The sequence below is a fragment of the Peptostreptococcaceae bacterium genome, assembly GCA_016649995.1.
Classification (GTDB): Bacteria; Bacillota; Clostridia; order Peptostreptococcales; family BM714; genus BM714.
Map to the genome: position 1 here is coordinate 1 of JAENWJ010000034.1, position 17,661 is coordinate 17,661.

Sequence of the window (17,661 nt, forward strand, 5' to 3'; positions counted from 1 at the left end):
GAAAACGGATGGCAGGGGATTAATATGGAATTCTATTCTGTGTTGTTGATCCTGTTCTCGAGTAGGTTGAATCAAAGCATCCACTATTTGATTCATATCGAGCAACTCTTTACTCATTTCTATCCTTCCGGTTCTTGAAAATCGAAGCAGTCCATCAATTAGTTCTCCCATGTTCATAGCAGAAAAAGAAATGTTGTCAAGATAACGACGGCCTTCTTCAGAAAGCAGATTCTTGTGTTTTTTTACTAATAACGAAATGTATCCTGTTATATGTCTTAAAGGCGCTTTCAAGTCATGGGATATGGAATAGGAAAGCTCTTCTAACTCTTTGTTCACAGATTTCAGTTGAGCCGTTCTCTCAGTGACACGAGATTCCAATTGGTTGTTGATCTCTTCTATTTTTTTCGTTCAATAAAAAGCTCTTTGTTGGCATTGATTAACTCTGCTGCTCGTTTATCTTTCTCTTTGTTCTGGAAAACCAGTTCTTTGTTGGCAATAAGTAACGCTGCTGCTCTGTCAGCCTTCTCATTGTTTTGAAAGGCAAGCTCTGTATTAGCAATGACTAACTCTGCTGCACGTTTATCTTTCTCTTCGTTTTTCCCATATATCTCCAATCGTTGCGTCAGGGAATTAGTGTTGTCGTTCAGGCTAAACTGCTGTCTCACGTTCGCTATAAATGCCATCACCTTTCACATTAATCCTTTTTTAGTACGCACGGGCAAGGTAGACCATATGTTTAGCTTTCTTTCCACAGAATGGGCATACGTCCGAAATATTTTCCTGCTCGAAAGGTATGCATCTTATTGTAGCTCCGGTCTCTTCCTTGATTGCTTCCTCGCATTCCTTGTCTCCGCACCACATAGCCTTCATGAATCCGGGACTTTCCTTCATTTTTTTCTTGAAATCATCATAGTCTGTTATTGTATATGTTTTCTCGTCTCGCATCCTTTTGGCTTTTTCAAACATGTTATTGTGTATGTCATCCAAAAGCTTTGCAATATATTCGCCCAAATTTTCCATAGAAACGGCTTCTTTTTCAAGGGTATCTCTTCTGGCTACCATGACTTGATTATTCTTAATATCTCTCGGTCCTATTTCTATACGAATAGGAACTCCCTTCATTTCATACTCGTTGAACTTCCATCCGACAGTATTCATCGTATCAGAATCCGTTTCGACCCTAATTCCCGCATTCTTCAATTCATTGTGTATTTTTTCAGCCTCTTCTAAAACGCCACCCTTATTTTGAGCAATCGGTATTATGATTACTTGTATCGGTGCCATTCTTGGCGGCAGAACCAATCCTCTATTGTCTCCATGCACCATGATTATCCCACCGATAAGTCGGGTTGAAACGCCCCATGATGTTTGATACGGAAACTCTATTTTTCCGGTTCTTCCTTGGAAATTGATGTCGAATGCTTTAGTAAAATGTTGCCCTAGATTGTGTGAAGTCCCAGCTTGGAGAGCTTTTCCGTCATGCATAAGCGCTTCCATCGTGTATGTTTCATGGGCTCCCGCAAATTTTTCACTGTCGCTCTTTTGTCCGACAATAACCGGGATAGCCATCAATTCCTCAGCGGATTCCTTATACACGTTTAGCATCCTAAGAGTCTCCTCCTGAGCCTCCTCCGCCGTCTCATGAATAGTATGGCCTTCCTGCCACAAAAATTCCGATGTTCTAAGGAACGGCCTGGTGCTTTTTTCCCATCTTACGACGCTGCACCATTGATTGTAGAGATAAGGCAACTCCCTGTATGAGCTAAGCCATTTAGCATACATCGAGCAAATGATAGTCTCCGAGGTAGGACGAATGCAAAGACGTTCCGCAAGTCTTTCGTTTCCCCCATGTGTTACCCATGCCACTTCCGGTGCAAAACCCTTGACGTGCTCCTTTTCCTTGTTTAAAAGGCTTTCCGGAATCAGCAGGGGAAAATAGCAATTTTTATGTCCAGTTTCCTTGAAGCGCCTGTCCATATCGCTTTGAATCGCTTCCCACAAAGCATATCCATACGGCTTTATTACCATGAATCCCTTAACGGGCGAATAATCTACCAGGTCCGTCTTTTTAATTACATCTGTGTACCATTGAGGAAAGTCGACTTCCATAGGTGTTATTTCTTGTACAAATTTTTTCTCGTTCTTATCCATTTTTAGTCCTCCTGTGTGTTTTTTTATATTAAAAAGCCTCCGTCTCTAGATAGAGACGAAGGCTCGCGGTACCACTCTAATTAATCCAATAGGATTCACTTATTGCAGCTTTAACGGACTGCCGGCGCGCCATTTTTCAATGGGGGCTCAGAGACGGGATAGACATACCTGCATGGAAAACCTTTCAGCCAATGGATTTTCCTTTCTTTTTGCAACGTTCAGTGTCATTTTTCCTCTTCATTGCCTTGTTGTTTTGTAAATTACTAACATGATATAAAAAATTTCTTTCCTTGTCAATCAAGATTTTCAAGTTTGTCAATTAAAGCAACCGCCTGCGCCGATATGCCCTCTTCCCTGCCTTCAAAACCTAGGCCTTCTGTAGTAGTCGCCTTTATGCCTATTAGGTTTTCATCAACTCCGGAAGCCTCCGCCAAGCATTTCTTCATTGCTTCCGAATATACTCCTATTTTAGGCTTTTGCGCTATTACAACCGTATCAATATTTACAATTCCAAAACCTTTCTTGTAGAGCATTCCACAAACCTTTTTAAGTATAAGCAAACTTGAAATGCCCTTTATTGAATCATCCGTATCCGGAAAATGACGACCTATGTCACCCATTGCCGCCGCTCCAAGCAATGCATCGCAAATGGCATGAACCAAGACATCGGCATCCGAATGACCTTTAAGCCCCATATCGCAGGGTATCTCTACGCCTCCCAAAATCAATGGCTTTCCTGGCGTAAAGCGGTGTACATCGTAACCGATTCCTACTCTCATGATTCCATCTCCCTTTTATTCTTCACGAGGATTTCTCCCAATGCAACATCTTCCGGAGAAGTCAGCTTTATGTTTCCATATGCACCTGCCGATATTGCCACTTTTCCGCCACAAGCCTCAACGAGCATAGCATCGTCAGTTCCCTCAAAACCTTCTGCATGTGCTTTTTCATGAGCCATGCGTATCAATTCGTAATTAAAGGCCTGAGGCGTCTGTACGCTGAATAGGGAGTCCCTTCGGGGGGTGCTGTCAACAAACTGGCCATCTAGCGACTGTTTAACGGTATCCTTTATTGGAACAGCCGCCACGCACGCCCCATAAAGCTTCGCTTTATGTATACACTCCGCAATAATCTCTTCGGTTACGAATGGCCTTGCTCCATCATGAACAACAAGTATTTCAGTGTCTTCCGGAGCAGCAATAATGCCTTTTTCTACCGACTCCTGGCGGCTTGATCCACCATTTACCAATATTATTTTCCCCTTAATGTCAAGATCCTTAAGCACATAGTTGTCAACCGTCACTCGATCTCCTTCCGGTATAACCAATACGACCGAATCTATTTCATCCATCTTGAGGAAAACTTCCAGCGAATACGAAAGAACCGGTTTACCTGCTAATTCGATATATTGTTTTTTCACGCCGTTTCCCATTCGGGATCCGCTTCCGGCGGCGGCTATAACTGCAGTAACAATCATATTCGGAGTTCTCCTTTTATGGCAAAAGCCAAGGCGGCAACATATATCTAATGCGCATTCCCTGGCTCATACTTTTTATTCTAGCTTTACGCATGCTTCGTTTTTGCAAAAATCATTCGTCCAGCAGAAGTCTGAAGAACGCTTGTGACTATGACAATGACATGTTTTCCAACATACCGCCTTCCTCCATCAACTACAATCATCGTCCCATCATCCAAATAGCCGATTCCCTGTCCGGCCTCTTTGCCTTCCTTAATGATTTGAGTATCCATTTCTTCCCCTGCAAGTACTATCGATTTGACTGAGTTCGTTAAATCATTGATATTAAGGACTTGAACACCCTGCAGGTCAGCAACCTTGTTAAGATTAAAATCGTTTGTTACAACTTTTCCATTCATCTGCTGCGCAAGTTTGACAAGCTTGCTGTCAACCTCTGAAACATCATCAAAATCGATATCTACAATTACTACTTCTATCTCGAGTTCCTTTTGTATCTTGCTCAGAATGTCGAGTCCGCGCCTTCCCCTATTCCTCTTGAGGTTGTCCGATGAATCAGCTATGTGCTGAAGCTCTTCCAATACAAATTCCGGTATAACCAAAGGACCTTCCACAAAACCAGTTTTGCATATATCTGCTATTCTACCGTCTATTATGACGCTTGTATCTAGAATTTTAGGTTTACATCCCTCTACAAAAGACATTTTGTATTTCTGCTTTTCTCCCGCATTCTTGAATTTGGCAGGCAAGGCCAGCATTTCAGGTGTATTTTTCACGCCTATTCTCACTCCAAGGAATCCCAAGAAAAGATATAGGAATGCAGACATTATGTTACCAACAAACGGAATCGGTATATTAAGCAACAATTGACTTATGAGATAAGCAATTATAAGTCCAATTATGAGTCCGATAGCTCCCGCCATAATAACCGCGGCCGGAATGTTTTGAAGCTCTCGTTCAGCCCAATATACGAGATTGCAACCCTTTTCTTTTATGTATGGGGCAAAAAGATACATAACCATCGCGAAGATTAAAGCTCCAAATATATTCGCGACAACCCGCGGCATGGGTCCCACTGAAATAAGATTTTGACTTTCCACAAAATCAATCAACAGAAGACTTAATGCATATCCTATAAGCGCGCCAATAAGAGATGTTACACTTTTAATAATTTTATCCGACATACATTCACCCCCTTCCCTTTTTATTTAAGCACTATGAATATTCTATACCCCCAAGCAATTCAATACAATTACAAAAGAGTTAAAAAACAATCAAAAAAGACCAAGTGCTTTTCGGCACTTGGTCTTGCCACTTTACTGTATGGAATCCTCAATTATTTCTCCGATTTTTACATCATCGTAATCTGTTGCAAAAGCCAATTCACTCACAAGTATCTGCTTTGCATTATTCAACATTTTTTTCTCGCCTGTAGAAAGACCTTTTTCTCTGTCAAGCAAAACAAGATTTCTTACCACAGCCGAAACTTCGTCGATTTTCCCGCTTTTCAGTCTTTCCATATTGGAGCGGTATCTCCTATTCCAATTGTCAGGCATTTCCGTTCTGTCAGCCTTGAGAATCTCAATGACATCTTGAAACCCTTCGCTTTCTATAACACCTCTTATCCCCATATTGCCTGCGTTGTTCATCGGAATCATAACCTTCATATTCCTAAGGGGCAACATAAGAGTATAATACTTATGCGTTTCACCTAAAACCTCTTTTTCCTCAATCGATTGCACCACCCCTGCTCCGTGCATCGGATAGACAATTACATCTCCAATATTAAACATCTATAAACCTCCTGAAAATATGCCGCGTATTTAGTATACAGCATTATTCGCAGTTAGTCAATAAATAAAAATTTTATCATAGCTACCGCCGAGTGTCAACTTTTATTTTATCCAAAAATTGCCTCGAATGCGTCTTTAAGAGAATCCACCCCTATGCAGGCAATGCCTTCATGCATTCTTCTCTTTGGAATATTTGATTTTGGCACTAGGCATCTTTTGAATCCAAGTCTTGCAGCTTCAGATATTCGCATTTCTCCATGGGTAACCCCGCGCACTTCCCCTCCAAGCCCAATCTCTCCAAAAATGGCCATGTCTGCAGGGACCGGCGTATTCCTAAAACTCGATGCTATAGCAATTGCTATAGCCAAATCAGACGCCGGCTCGTTTATCTGTATTCCTCCCACAACATTCAAATATGCATCTTGAGCCTGCACTTGAAGGCCTATGTTCTTTTCAAGAACGGCCATTAGCATTATCATGCGATTGTAGTCAACCCCCGATGCCATGCGGCGCGGCATGTTGAAGCTCGAATAGCTTACGAGTGCCTGCATCTCGACAAGTATCGGCCTTGTACCTTCCACACCGCAAAATACAGCGGAACCGCTTATATCGTTCTTACGGTCCGTCATAAATAGATTCGAGGGGTTATCAACCCCTTTGAGTCCGTCTCCAGTCATTTCGAAAATGCCAATCTCATCGGTTGATCCGAAACGATTTTTCACTGCACGGAGAATCTTGTATGAATCGTGCCGCTCACCTTCAAAATAAAGCACAGTATCCACCATATGCTCCAAAACCTTTGGTCCCGCAATGTTTCCGGATTTAGTAATATGCCCTACTAAAAAGGTTGAAATTCCTTTTGATTTCGAAAGGCGTATCAAGTCTCCGGAGCATTCCCTCACTTGGCTTACACTACCAGGAGCAGAGGTTATTTCAGGATTGTAAACAGTCTGTATTGAATCGATTATCAGAATATCCGGTTTTTCCTTTTTCACTTGGGCCTTTATGACTTCGATGTTGTTTTCCGAAAGAATCTTAAGATTGGCATCCTCTCCCACCCCTATCCTTTGCGCTCGCATCTTTATTTGCCTAAACGATTCCTCTCCCGAAACATACAGTATGTCGTTACCCTTAAGGAGGGTTTCTGTTCCGGCTATTTGAAGGAGAAGCGTCGACTTGCCTATCCCAGGGCTGCCTCCCACCAAGACCACGGAACCCCTCACTATTCCGCTTCCCAAAACCCTGTCAAGTTCACCTATTCCGGTTTTAATACGCTCTTCGCGTTCCATGTTTATTTCCGAAAGCCTCATCGGACTGCCGCTTTTTTCATCATCCATGCTATAGAATTTGCTTTTAGCAGCTTTTATTTCAAACTCCTCAACAAAGCTCTGCCAATTACCGCATTCGGGACATCTGCCCATCCATTTTACGGATACATATCCGCATTCCTGACATACATACTTGGTGTTTTTACCGGCCAATGGTATTCCTCCATTACTGCATTATTTGTTTGAATCTTTTTATGGCAATAGTCAAAATCAAGGCCGTCAAGCCTACCATGCTAAGTATTTCTTGATAAAGACCTCTAATTCCTGCACCCTTGAGCATTATGCTTCTCGAAATTTCAAGAAAATATGTGAGCGGTATGACTCTGCTTATCACCTTTATGAACATTGGCATCGCTTCGAGAGGAAATACAAAACCAGATAGAAGCACGCTTGGCAGAATTATGATTATTGTCATCTGCATTGCCGCCAATTGGGAGTCCGCCAGCGTTGAAATTAGCATCCCGATAGAAAGCGAGCAAATAACAAAACCCAGACCCGCGGCAATCATAAGCAGAAGGCTCCCTTCCACCGCAACTCCAAACCACAATACCCCTATGCCCATGGCTACGATAAAATCGATGAAGCCTATTATGATGTATGGAACCATTTTACCAAAGATAAGCTACGACGACTTTAGAGGGGCTATTGCCAAAAGCTCAATTGTTCCCCTTTCCTTTTCCCTGACTATCGAAAAGGCAGTAAGCATTACGGTAATGTCCAATTCAGGAAGCTTTTTTTTCTGCATAACCGTCAAGAATACGCCCCCCATGAAAATATCCCGATTTTTATAAACCGAGGGATTGCTATAATTATCCATGTGTCCATTTTATTTATTTTTACAATTATTCTTTATACCGCCAATGTAATTTTTCCTTCTTTCAAGTCCACCATAACATGGCCTCCCGAAACAACCGTCCCTTTTAATATTTCCTCGGACAGCTTGTCTTCAACCTCCTTGGCGATTACCCTTTGAAGCGGCCTCGCTCCGTATTCCTTATCGAAACCTTTTTCAGCAAGAAAGCTCTTTGCATCGCTTGAAATATCTATGAAAATTTCCATCGTTTCAAGCCTTGCAGACAAGTCCTTTAGCATTAGTTCAACTATTTTTTCTATATGCCCTTCGTTCAATTGGTGAAACACTATTATCTCATCTATTCTATTCAGGAATTCCGGCCTGAAGCGTTTCTTGAGCTCGGTTTTTACCTTGTCCTTCATGTTTTCATATTCGTTTTCTCCACCCGCTACAAATCCAAGTGTAGTCTGCTTCTTAATGCTTCTAGCTCCTACATTGGATGTCATTATTATGACCGTATTCTTGAAATCCACAGTACGCCCCTTGCTGTCAGTCATGCGGCCTTCATCTAGCAACTGCAAAAGCAGATTGAATACATCGGGATGCGCTTTTTCAATTTCATCAAACAATATTACCGAGTACGGCTTTCTTCTTATTTTTTCGGTCAATTGTCCGCCATCGTCAAATCCAACATATCCCGGAGGCGAACCAATCATTTTTGATATTGAATGTTTTTCCATGTATTCGCTCATATCCACGCGAATAATGGATTCATCATCTCCGAACAATGCCTCCGACAAAGCCTTTGATAGCTCGGTCTTTCCCACACCGGTCGGCCCCAAAAAAATGAATGATCCTACTGGTCTATTGGGGCTCTTAAGGCCTACCCTAGCACGTCTTACAGCTTTCGAAACGGCTTCTATCGCTTCTTGCTGCCCTATGACCTTTTTGTGCAGAATATTCTCCAGATTAAGGAGTTTTTGCGATTCCTCCTCCGCCAATTTAGTCACCGGAATACCGGTCCAACTCGATACAATTCTTGAAATATCATCTCTGTCAATCTCGGCTTTTTTCTTGTTGTTGCCTGAAAGCTTTTTATCCTCTTCCAGTTTTTCTTTTAGTATTTTTTCCCTATCTCTTATTTTAGCTGCTTCCTCGAAATTCTGCGTACTTACAGCCTCCTCTTTTTCCTTCTTCAGCGTTTCCAATTCTTTTTCCATGTTTTCAATCTCCGGCGAACGGGTAGTCAAACCTATTCTTAGCTTGGAAGCAGCCTCGTCAATTAGGTCTACAGCCTTATCCGGCAAATATCTGTCCGAGATGTATCTGTCTGACAATTCAGCCGCTGCTTGAATGGCTGAATCAGTTATCTTAACTCCATGATGGACCTCATATTTGTCTCTTAGCCCTTTCAAAATCAATATTGTGTCCTCGACCGATGGCTCCTCAACAACAATAGGCTGAAATCTTCTTTCAAGCGCCATATCTTTCTCTATATACTTCTTGTATTCGTCTATAGTTGTGGCACCTATGGCCTGCAGTTCTCCTTTTGATAATGCCGGCTTCAATATATTGGATGCATTTATTGCTCCCTCAGCGCCTCCAGCACCTACTATGGTATGCAGTTCATCAATAAAAAGAATTATATTCTTCTTTTTGTTGATTTCCTCCACAACCTTCGTAAGGCGCTCCTCAAACTCGCCTCTATATTTTGCACCAGCCACCATGAGTCCCATGTCCAAAGCTATTATCTTCTTGTCCTTCAGGGTTTCCGAAATATTTCCGTCCGCTATCTTTTGAGCAAGGCCCTCGGCTATTGCCGTTTTCCCTACACCCGGCTCTCCTATCAGTACAGGATTATTTTTTGTCCTCCTGCTTAAAATCTGTATTACTCTTTCTATTTCCTTGGCCCTTCCTACAACCGGATCGAGCTTACCGAGTCTCGCCTGCTCAGTCAAGTCCTTTCCGTATTTATCAAGCATCGGAGTATCGCTTTTTTTCTTGTCCTCATCGGCTTGCATAGCTCCCTGTTTTTCGCCCATCATATATTTGCCCATTTGCTTTAATATCATTTCCTGGGAAATTCCCATGCTTATCAAAAATTTGTTTGCAATGCATTCTTTTTCATTAGTAATAGATATTAGAATATGTTCGGTTCCCACATAGTTTTGTTTAAGCCGCCTGGCCTCAATTATGCTGTTCTCGAAAATACGTTTTGTGCGGGGTGTGAATCCCATTATTTCAACGGGCTTGTCCCCCATTCCTATATATGTTTTTATCATATTCCGAATGTCCTCAGCCCGAACTCCCAGAGCCACAAGAACCTTGTAGGCCATACCGTCTTTTTCGCTCATCAATCCCAGAAGCATATGCTCAGTCCCCACATAGTTGTGACGCAAAAAAGATGCTTCAGCCTTAGAAGATTCAATGCTTTTTTTTGCCTTTTCCGTAAAATTTTCAAACAATGATGCCATATTCAATCACCTCCGTTTTATTTAAAGAATTCTCGTACTTTCATAGCTATTTCCTTTGCAGACTCAGCGGCATCATTATTTTCAATGCTTTGAAGCTCTTTAGTGAGTGTATCCAAGTCGTCCATTTCCACATTCTTAACAATCTCAATATCCACTCCCAGACGTATAAGGGAAAGCAACTTCATGCCCTCGATACGACTCATCAATCTTGCATTCGAAAGTATTCCCATGGCCCTGAATATTCTGTCTTCCGTTCTTGTCTTTTGCTTTGTCACCAGGTACTCTCTAGCTTGGCGCTCCTTTGCCATTACATGCATTGTTATTTTCTCCAAGTCGCCAATAATATCCGCTTCAGTTCTCCCTATTGTCACCTGGTTTGATATTTGATATATGTCGCCTTCGGTGGAAGTTCCTTCGCCATAGAGTCCCCTAACCGTAAGGCCTATCGTATTTGTTATATCAAACACGCGCTTGATGTATTTGGTAAATGCCAAAGCCGGCAAATGAAGCATCACCGATGCTCTCATACCTGTGCCTATATTGGATGGACACGCCGTCAAATAGCCGTAATGCCTGTCGAAGGCATAGCTTACACTCTCCTCCATCAAATCATCTACGGTATCCGCTTCCTGCCAAGCGTTGCCTAGGTCGAATCCCGGAAGCACGGTTTGAATCCTTAAATGATCCTCCTCGTTTACGAGAATTGAAACGGTCTTGTCCCCGCTTATAAGAATTCCTCCATTTTTAGGATTTTTTATCAAATCAATGCTCATAAGATGATTAGCAAGCAAATCAGCCTTTTCATCTTTGTTCATTTCAGATACAAATTTAAATTCAAAGCCATATTTTTCGAGCCCGCCCTTTTCGAGAGCGGCCCTTCTTATCAATCCCGCAACCTCCAAGCCCGCTATTTCATCCATTTTCCATGGATAAGACTTTTCGCTTATGTTTCTAGCAAGCCTTATCCTGCTCGACAACGCAATATTGTCGAAATTGTTTTTGTTTATATCTTGGTTTTCCATTTTCCACCTCTATTCGCCGGCATTATTCTCCAGGTTCTTTATTTCATCCCGAAGCTCAGCCGCCCTTTCGAAATTCTCATTTTTGACCGCCTCATCCATTTTTGCTTTGTATTGATCCAGTTTTATCTCCACGGAATGCTTCTCTTCATACCTTTTGGGAATTTTCCCTATGTGTACATCATTTCTATGCATTCTATTTATAATCGGCAAAACCCTTTCATTAAAACATTCATAGCACGCAGGACATCCCATGCGCCCTGTCTCCTTAAACTCATGGAAACTCATTCCGCATTTTGGGCATATCATTTCTTTTAAAGCTTTTGATGTCCCCGCATCGTCATTAATGAGTTCAATTATACCCTTCATCATGCTGTTTGAAGGAATCTTCCCCTTAAATATGAACCCGAATTTTTCTTTGGCGCATTTCTCACATAAATGCATCTCCTGTTTCACCCCATTCTCCATGCGGATTATATGAACTATTGCCTTGGCTTTGCATATTTCACATTCCATGCGTCACGCCTCCCTTTTCATGAGAACAGCCATCATACTCTTGATTATTTCAGCTCTGACCCGATTTCTATTCTCACCCGCAAAGGTCAATGTCCTGTCCTTCAAAGCAGCCTTCATTATTTCGGCTTCACGCCGCTTTACTAGTTTTTGCTCCAAAAGAGTGTCTATGAGAGCATCCGCCTTCATCTTGCTTATCCCATTTCCTACCGCAAGGAGTATGTTGGATACGAAATCTTCCTCATTATATTTGATTCTGATAATCCGTATGTTTCCTCCCCCGCCTCTTCTGCTTTCGATTATATATCCTCTTTCCAAAGGGAATCTCGTAGTCAATACATAATTTATTTGGGACGGAGCACACTCAAAATAATTTGCCAGTTCATTCCTCTGTATCTCAATGTCCCGGCTTCCCGAATCTTTTAGCATATCCTTTATAAAAACCTCAATCAAGTCGCTTAGTCTGGCCACAAAACCACCTCTTTCTTCTTTGACTTTCTTTGACTTTCTTTGACTTTGATTATATCATAAATTTTTGCATATAAACAGAGCAAAATCCTAAGGATTTTGCTCTGTTTATTATTCCATATTGTTTTGCGCTGCCTTTATTCTTCTTCTCTTTTCGCCTCTTCTATGATTTTATCCGCCAAGTTTTTGGGGACTTCATCATATCTCTCAAATTCCATTGAAAATTCGCCTTTTGCCTGCGTCATGGATTTAAGGTCGATGGCATACTTAAACATTTCCGACATAGGGGCTTCAGCTTTTACGCCCTGCTCTCCCTTTCCGGCAACTTCCATGCCCAGAATTCTTCCTCGCCTCTTGTTCATGTCCCCCATGATGTCTCCAAGATATTCCTCCGGTATTGTGATGTCAACCTTCATTACAGGCTCAAGCAAAATCGGTTTCGCCTCTGCGATGCCTTTTTTGAATGCCACCGAAGCCGCAATTTTGAATGCCATCTCACTGGAATCAACAGGGTGGTAAGAACCATCGTAAAGAATCGCTTTCACATTCACTACAGGATAACCCGCAAGCGGACCATGGTCTATTGAGTCATGCAATCCTTTTTCTACCGCTGGTATATAGTTCCTTGGAACCGATCCTCCAAAAATCTTATCTTCAAACTCAAACACCTCTTCTGAGGGTTCAAATTTTATGTGTACATCCCCGTATTGACCCGCTCCACCACTCTGTTTCTTGTGTTTTCCCTGTACATCGGATTTGCCTTTGATTGTTTCTCGATATGCAATCTTTGGATCTGCAAGCTCAACCTCGACTCCATAATTATTTTTCAATTTGTTTGTGATGACCCCTAAATGCATGATTCCAAGTCCCCCTATCAGGAATTGCTTGGTTTCCTTGTTTCTTTCCATCGTAAAGGTCGGATCCTCAGAGGACAGCTTATGCAATGATGTTCCTATTTTTTCCTCGTCTCCCTTGGATTTCGGTTCTATTGCCATGAAAAGATTGGCTTTTTTAACCTTGATGCCTTCATAACGAATTGGAGAAGCCTTATCGCAAAGCGTGTCGCCAGTTTCAGCATATTGAAGCTTGGCAGTTGCGCCTATGTCTCCCGCCGTTACTTCATCAACATCCAATTGATTCTTTCCTCTGAGAAGGAATATGGATCCGAATTTTTCCTTTTCGTCTTTGTTGGCATTTAGAAATTCCATATCCTTTTTAGCTTTGCCTGAATAAACTTTAAAGAGAGATATTTTACCTATAAACGGGTCGACTATTGTTTTAAAAACAAGGGCTGAGAATGGACCATTCTCATCAACGGCTCTCTCAGTCTCGCTTTCATCATCAGGGTTTGTGCCTTTGTAAACGCCTTCATGCATATCCTTAGGAGTCGGCATGTAATCAAAAATCATGTTCATCAGCGTATGCATTCCAACGCCTTTTTCTACAGAACCAAGCAATACAGGCACCACCGCGCCGGACAGAACTCCTTTTCTTAGACCAGCATGAATTTCTTCCATAGTAAATTCTTCGCCCTCAAAATATTTTTCCATAAATTCTTCATCACTCTCTGCAACCGACTCAATCAGCATCTCTCTGATGTTCGCGATCTGGTCTTCCATACCTTCTGGGATAGCCACATCGACACATTCCGAGCCCTTCAATTCCCGTCCTACCATATCAACTACATTTATGAATCCGTTGAAGGCATCTTCCTTTCCTATTGGAATAGCAAACGGAGCTACCTTTTTTCCTAGACGCTCTTTCAATTCCGTGAGCACTTTTTCATAGTTAACATTTTCTTTGTCCATCTTGTTTATGAATATGATTCTAGGCATAGACCATTCCTCAGCAAATTTCCAGGCCTTTTCCGTACCAACCTCGACTCCAGAAGTAGCATCTACCATTATGATAGCTCCACCCGAAACTCTTAGGGCGCTGAAAACCTCTCCTGAAAAATCGAAATATCCCGGAGTATCCAGCAAATTGTATTTTGAATTATTCCACTCAAGAGGAATAACAGAAGTTCCTATGGTGAAACCTCTGGAAATTTCTTCTTTATCAAAATCAGAAACCGTATTTCCATCTTCAACTTTCCCCATACGTTTTATTTGCTTGTTCATATAAAGAAGTCTTTCAGTCAACATTGTCTTTCCACTTCCACCATGTCCCATCAAGGCTACATTTCTTATTTGCTCAACCTTATATTTATTCATGCTATTCCTCCTCGTTTTTATAATTTCGCGTTGATTGAATATATTCTATAATAAATTCGAAATTCCTTCTATATTCTGAATTAAATGCAATTTTAATAACCGACAATACATATTTTATTCTACTAAATATACACTGTTTAATTCCCCGGTACAAAGAAACTCATATTAAATATTCCTTTAAATTTTCAAAACATAAAAATCCATCTTCCAAACTTCTGCAACAAGGTATAAAATGGAATTAAAGAATAATAATTTTATTCAAGGGAGGAACATCATGCCTAAAGAAAAAAAGATTTTGGATGATCACGAATTAGACGAAAAGCAGCTTGACGAGGTTTCCGGCGGAGTTGATTGTGGACCATCAAACCTACTGCTAAATACAATCGAAATTAGCCATTAAACAGGCATAGAAATCGGCGAGTCCTTTGGGCTCGCCGATTTCTTGTTTCAAAGTCCATCCATCACTCCATTCCAAAGCCTCTTACAACTTCCACTCCGCTCGCCTCGAAATACGTCTTGAATACATCGGCTCCCCCGTTTGTACCTCCCGCCATCAGCACCGCAATCTTTCCTGCATAATCCTTCCCTTTGCCTACTCGAATAACCGGTCTTGAAATCGATTTAACATATTCGTCTATAAGCCCAAGTGCCTCTATGACATCATCCAATGTCGCTTTGGGCTTATCTATAAAATATTTGTCCAAATGCCCTTGGACTATCTTTTCCCCTATTATATCCGCCGGCATGTGTATGTTCATGTAATTTTCTATCTTATGGGGCAAACTCCGGATTCACATCCCTCTGTCCCAATATCAAATTCAACTTTTTCTTTTTCATACTTGCTTATCAGCGAAGGTATGAAAGGCTTAAGTACGCTGGTTCTCTTGTTGAATTCATCTTCATCTATGGCTTCATATGGCAAAAGCTCATAGAAGTTGTCGTCAAGGGACAGGAAGGATACAGCTACTATGTCGTCCCAGTTTTCCCAAACCCACTCTTCAACCCCTGTCCATTCATGATCACGGACATGTATGGTTATAGAGCAGTTGTGATCGACATAGCTCTCCATGAACATCTTGTAGTTTTCAAGCTGCTCGATAGCGCTCACATCATATTTGGTTCTGCCTTCAGGCGCCTTTACGGGAAATTCGATTACCTTTGTAGTGCAGGTTTCCATATCCTGGCCCACTTCCGCGAGAACAGGATATTCCAGTTCTTCGCATACCTTTACAAGAGGATCTGTCGCATTTATTCTAACCCTTCTGATATAATATGGAGAATGCGAATAATGCACGCCGCTTGAAACGGTCGGCAATTGGCTAAGCGTCCCTTCGGGTTTAACCGTCGTTATAAGAAGAGGCTCGTTTGTCCCTATTTCACCTGCATACCTCTTGGCTTCCTCATGGGCCGTTTCCCTCAATTGTTCAAGCAACGCCCTTTGTTCATCCCTGCTCATGGATAGCGCATTTACCATGTCCTGCCAGCCGGTCATAGAGCATCCAAGCAATTTATCCCTTTGCTGGACCGCATCCCAAGCCGGTATTTCCAATTCAACGCAGGTCATTCGGTACGCAGCGCGAACCGAAAGTCTTTGCGCCTGCATCAAGCCTTCAACATCTAGTGTATTGTCTTCTTTTACGAATGCAAACACATTTATAGTTGTAAGGTTGCAGAGTCCTTTTGAATCAAGCAGTATCTCTCCACAGGGATTGACACCGTTCATGTTGTCTCTTCGTTTTTCTCCGGCGACGGCATTTACAAATCCCGGTTCTCCAGAATACCTCATGCTCTCAATGAGCCAGTGCAGACCTTCCCTACTTGGCTTCTGCTTGTAGTAGATTGAATTGTTGCTCATTTGTCTGTGGATTATGTCCTTGTCAACGATCCATTGCCCATCAATTTGCTTGTAGAGATTGGACTTTGCTTCTATGCATTCAGTATCGTCAGAATCCACAAGAACGATTTCAGCCGTTCTTCTAACTCCTCCAACCACTACATTCTCTCCTATTATGTTTGCCATGTCCATGCAGTCTATAGGCTTAAACTTAACCCTTTCAGAATCCTGTATAAGGCCGGCTTTTTTAATAACCTTGTTGATTTTTACAAACATATTTTTAAGGCTTTCATGCCCACTTGCCGTTCCACCAAACGTCTTGAGACGCTCACCATGAGGACGAACATGATCATAATTTACGACGATTGTTTTAACATACCTGTATTCATTGCTATAAATCATTCTAAAAAAATAATCTAGAGCCTGAACCCAGCCCTCTTTGCTGTCTCCAACTGTTATCTTTGCGGAATCATTGTTCTTAAACTCTATGCTTGTGCTGTCTTCTCTCTTGTCTTTAGGTACATTGGTGTAATGCTCGTGTATCAGCTCATAATCAGTTCTTACCTTCGGGAGTTTTGAAACATCCTCCCTTAAAATTCTTACACCTACACCCGAACCCACCATAAGCAAGTAAAACAAATCTCGAAAAGACTCAAATTGATCGATAACAGTAAATGCGCAATTAAAGTTAGATATGGGATAATGCCTCGCAACCGGTGTATTTCCTACCCAGAATGTTCTGCCTGAAAGAAATTGCTTCAATTTATGAATATTATCAAACAATTCTTCAGCTTCATGCTTCGTAGTTGGTACCAGACTGCAATTGTATTCAACGGCTCTTCTTACAGTTTCCCACCAATACTCCCGTCTTTTTTCCTCTGGAAGCCACCTTGAATAGGTTCTGTAATAGACGAAACTGCCAAGCTGATTCATTGGAGAAGGCTTGTGTTTGTAATTGCTTATGAAAGCGTCTGTAAGCAGTCGGTCGTCAGTTCTTTTGCGCGCATCCCTGGTTTTGTCGCGTTCATATCTGTAGAGTATATATTTCTTAGCAACATCCTTTCGGCTGCTTCCCATGAGGATGTCCTCTACCATATCCTGAATATCTTCTACCTTTATGAATGTATCATGGTCCTCAACAGCATTCATTATGTCCTTTGCTACCGATTGTCCAAGCTCATCATCAAGGCCCTTCTTTGTTTCTGCCATTGCCTTTTCGATTGCATTTACAATTTTCTGTGGATTAAACTCCACAAAATTGCCGTCTCGTTTTACTACTTTCATCATCAGCAGACTCCTTCTCTCATTTTATTATAATTTTCATCGAATTTTATCTTGACTTTTATTTGGATCAATGTACTACATGTACATGATATTTAAGCATCATCACACTATATATTGTACCACGTTTCAAGTTATATAATCACGGTTTTTTAAAGAAAAATATATTTTCACGCAAAAAAAGATCCGGAGAATCAAACTCCGAACCTTTTAATATATAAATCAAAACCGGCGACGACTTACTCTCCCAGGCAGCTGCCCGCCAAGTACCATCAGCGCAACGGAGCTTAACTTCTGTGTTCGAGATGGGAACAGGTGTA

18 protein-coding genes and 1 rRNA gene are annotated in these 17,661 nt (G+C 41.6%); 1 reads left to right on the plus strand and 18 read right to left on the minus strand.

Annotated features, from left to right (window positions below):
• From JJE29_06575 to fusA, 15 genes are all read right to left on the minus strand, one after another.
• The coding region (locus tag JJE29_06575) for a hypothetical protein (protein ID MBK5252280.1) at positions 1-378 on the minus strand (378 nt) is incomplete at its 3' end.
• A 17-nt stretch (positions 379-395) separates the two neighbouring features.
• Positions 396-683: a hypothetical protein gene (locus JJE29_06580; GenBank protein ID MBK5252281.1), complete on the minus strand. Its 288-nt coding sequence runs from the start codon at positions 681-683 to the stop codon at positions 396-398.
• A 22-nt stretch (positions 684-705) separates the two neighbouring features.
• Positions 706-2,151: a proline--tRNA ligase gene (locus JJE29_06585; GenBank protein MBK5252282.1), complete on the minus strand. Its 1,446-nt coding sequence runs from the start codon at positions 2,149-2,151 to the stop codon at positions 706-708.
• Between the two features lie 293 nt (positions 2,152-2,444).
• The gene (locus JJE29_06590) at positions 2,445-2,930 is read right to left on the minus strand and encodes a 2-C-methyl-D-erythritol 2,4-cyclodiphosphate synthase (protein MBK5252283.1); all 486 of its coding nucleotides are present in this window, start codon (positions 2,928-2,930) and stop codon (positions 2,445-2,447) included.
• Positions 2,927-3,628, minus strand: a complete 702-nt coding sequence (gene ispD, locus JJE29_06595) for a 2-C-methyl-D-erythritol 4-phosphate cytidylyltransferase (GenBank protein MBK5252284.1) — start codon at positions 3,626-3,628, stop codon at positions 2,927-2,929. The genes JJE29_06590 and ispD overlap by 4 nt, the downstream gene beginning before the upstream one ends.
• An 86-nt stretch (positions 3,629-3,714) precedes the next feature.
• A complete protein-coding gene (locus JJE29_06600; protein MBK5252285.1) occupies positions 3,715-4,809 on the minus strand; it encodes a PIN/TRAM domain-containing protein in 1,095 nt (364 codons plus the stop codon).
• Between the two features lie 132 nt (positions 4,810-4,941).
• Positions 4,942-5,418: a CarD family transcriptional regulator gene (locus tag JJE29_06605; GenBank protein ID MBK5252286.1), complete on the minus strand. Its 477-nt coding sequence runs from the start codon at positions 5,416-5,418 to the stop codon at positions 4,942-4,944.
• A 107-nt stretch (positions 5,419-5,525) separates the two neighbouring features.
• The gene (gene radA, locus JJE29_06610; GenBank protein ID MBK5252287.1) at positions 5,526-6,899 is read right to left on the minus strand and encodes a DNA repair protein RadA; all 1,374 of its coding nucleotides are present in this window, start codon (positions 6,897-6,899) and stop codon (positions 5,526-5,528) included.
• A gap of 13 nt (positions 6,900-6,912) precedes the next feature.
• Entirely contained in the window at positions 6,913-7,353 is a 441-nt protein-coding gene (locus tag JJE29_06615) for an ABC transporter permease (GenBank protein ID MBK5252288.1), read from the minus strand.
• Between the two features lie 15 nt (positions 7,354-7,368).
• Positions 7,369-7,563: a hypothetical protein gene (locus JJE29_06620; GenBank protein ID MBK5252289.1), complete on the minus strand. Its 195-nt coding sequence runs from the start codon at positions 7,561-7,563 to the stop codon at positions 7,369-7,371.
• 32 nt (positions 7,564-7,595) lie between these two features.
• Positions 7,596-10,004 (minus strand): ATP-dependent Clp protease ATP-binding subunit, encoded by a 2,409-nt coding sequence (locus JJE29_06625; protein ID MBK5252290.1) that lies wholly within the window; start codon positions 10,002-10,004, stop codon positions 7,596-7,598.
• Positions 10,005-10,030: 26 nt separating this feature from the next.
• Complete coding sequence (locus tag JJE29_06630) at positions 10,031-11,035, minus strand: protein arginine kinase (protein MBK5252291.1); 1,005 nt, start codon at positions 11,033-11,035, stop codon at positions 10,031-10,033.
• A gap of 9 nt (positions 11,036-11,044) precedes the next feature.
• Positions 11,045-11,548 carry a UvrB/UvrC motif-containing protein gene (locus tag JJE29_06635; GenBank protein ID MBK5252292.1) on the minus strand — a complete coding sequence of 168 codons (504 nt, stop codon included), beginning with the start codon at positions 11,546-11,548 and terminating at the stop codon, positions 11,045-11,047.
• Between the two features lie 3 nt (positions 11,549-11,551).
• Complete coding sequence (locus JJE29_06640) at positions 11,552-12,016, minus strand: CtsR family transcriptional regulator (GenBank protein MBK5252293.1); 465 nt, start codon at positions 12,014-12,016, stop codon at positions 11,552-11,554.
• A 134-nt stretch (positions 12,017-12,150) separates the two neighbouring features.
• Complete coding sequence (gene fusA, locus JJE29_06645) at positions 12,151-14,226, minus strand: elongation factor G (GenBank protein ID MBK5252294.1); 2,076 nt, start codon at positions 14,224-14,226, stop codon at positions 12,151-12,153.
• A gap of 274 nt (positions 14,227-14,500) precedes the next feature.
• Between fusA and JJE29_06650 the strand changes: the two genes are divergently transcribed.
• A complete protein-coding gene (locus JJE29_06650; GenBank protein MBK5252295.1) occupies positions 14,501-14,626 on the plus strand; it encodes a bacteriocin in 126 nt (41 codons plus the stop codon).
• 61 nt (positions 14,627-14,687) lie between these two features.
• On the opposite strand, the gene JJE29_06655 is transcribed toward JJE29_06650, so the two are convergent.
• The 3 genes from JJE29_06655 to rrf form a co-directional block, all read right to left on the minus strand.
• Positions 14,688-14,984: a hypothetical protein gene (locus JJE29_06655; GenBank protein ID MBK5252296.1), complete on the minus strand. Its 297-nt coding sequence runs from the start codon at positions 14,982-14,984 to the stop codon at positions 14,688-14,690.
• 8 nt (positions 14,985-14,992) lie between these two features.
• On the minus strand, positions 14,993-17,347 hold the full coding sequence (gene nrdJ / locus JJE29_06660; GenBank protein MBK5252297.1) for a ribonucleoside-triphosphate reductase, adenosylcobalamin-dependent: 2,355 nt from the start codon (positions 17,345-17,347) through the stop codon (positions 14,993-14,995).
• 220 nt (positions 17,348-17,567) lie between these two features.
• Positions 17,568-17,661: ribosomal RNA gene (rrf, locus tag JJE29_06665) — 5S ribosomal RNA — on the minus strand; the annotation flags it as partial.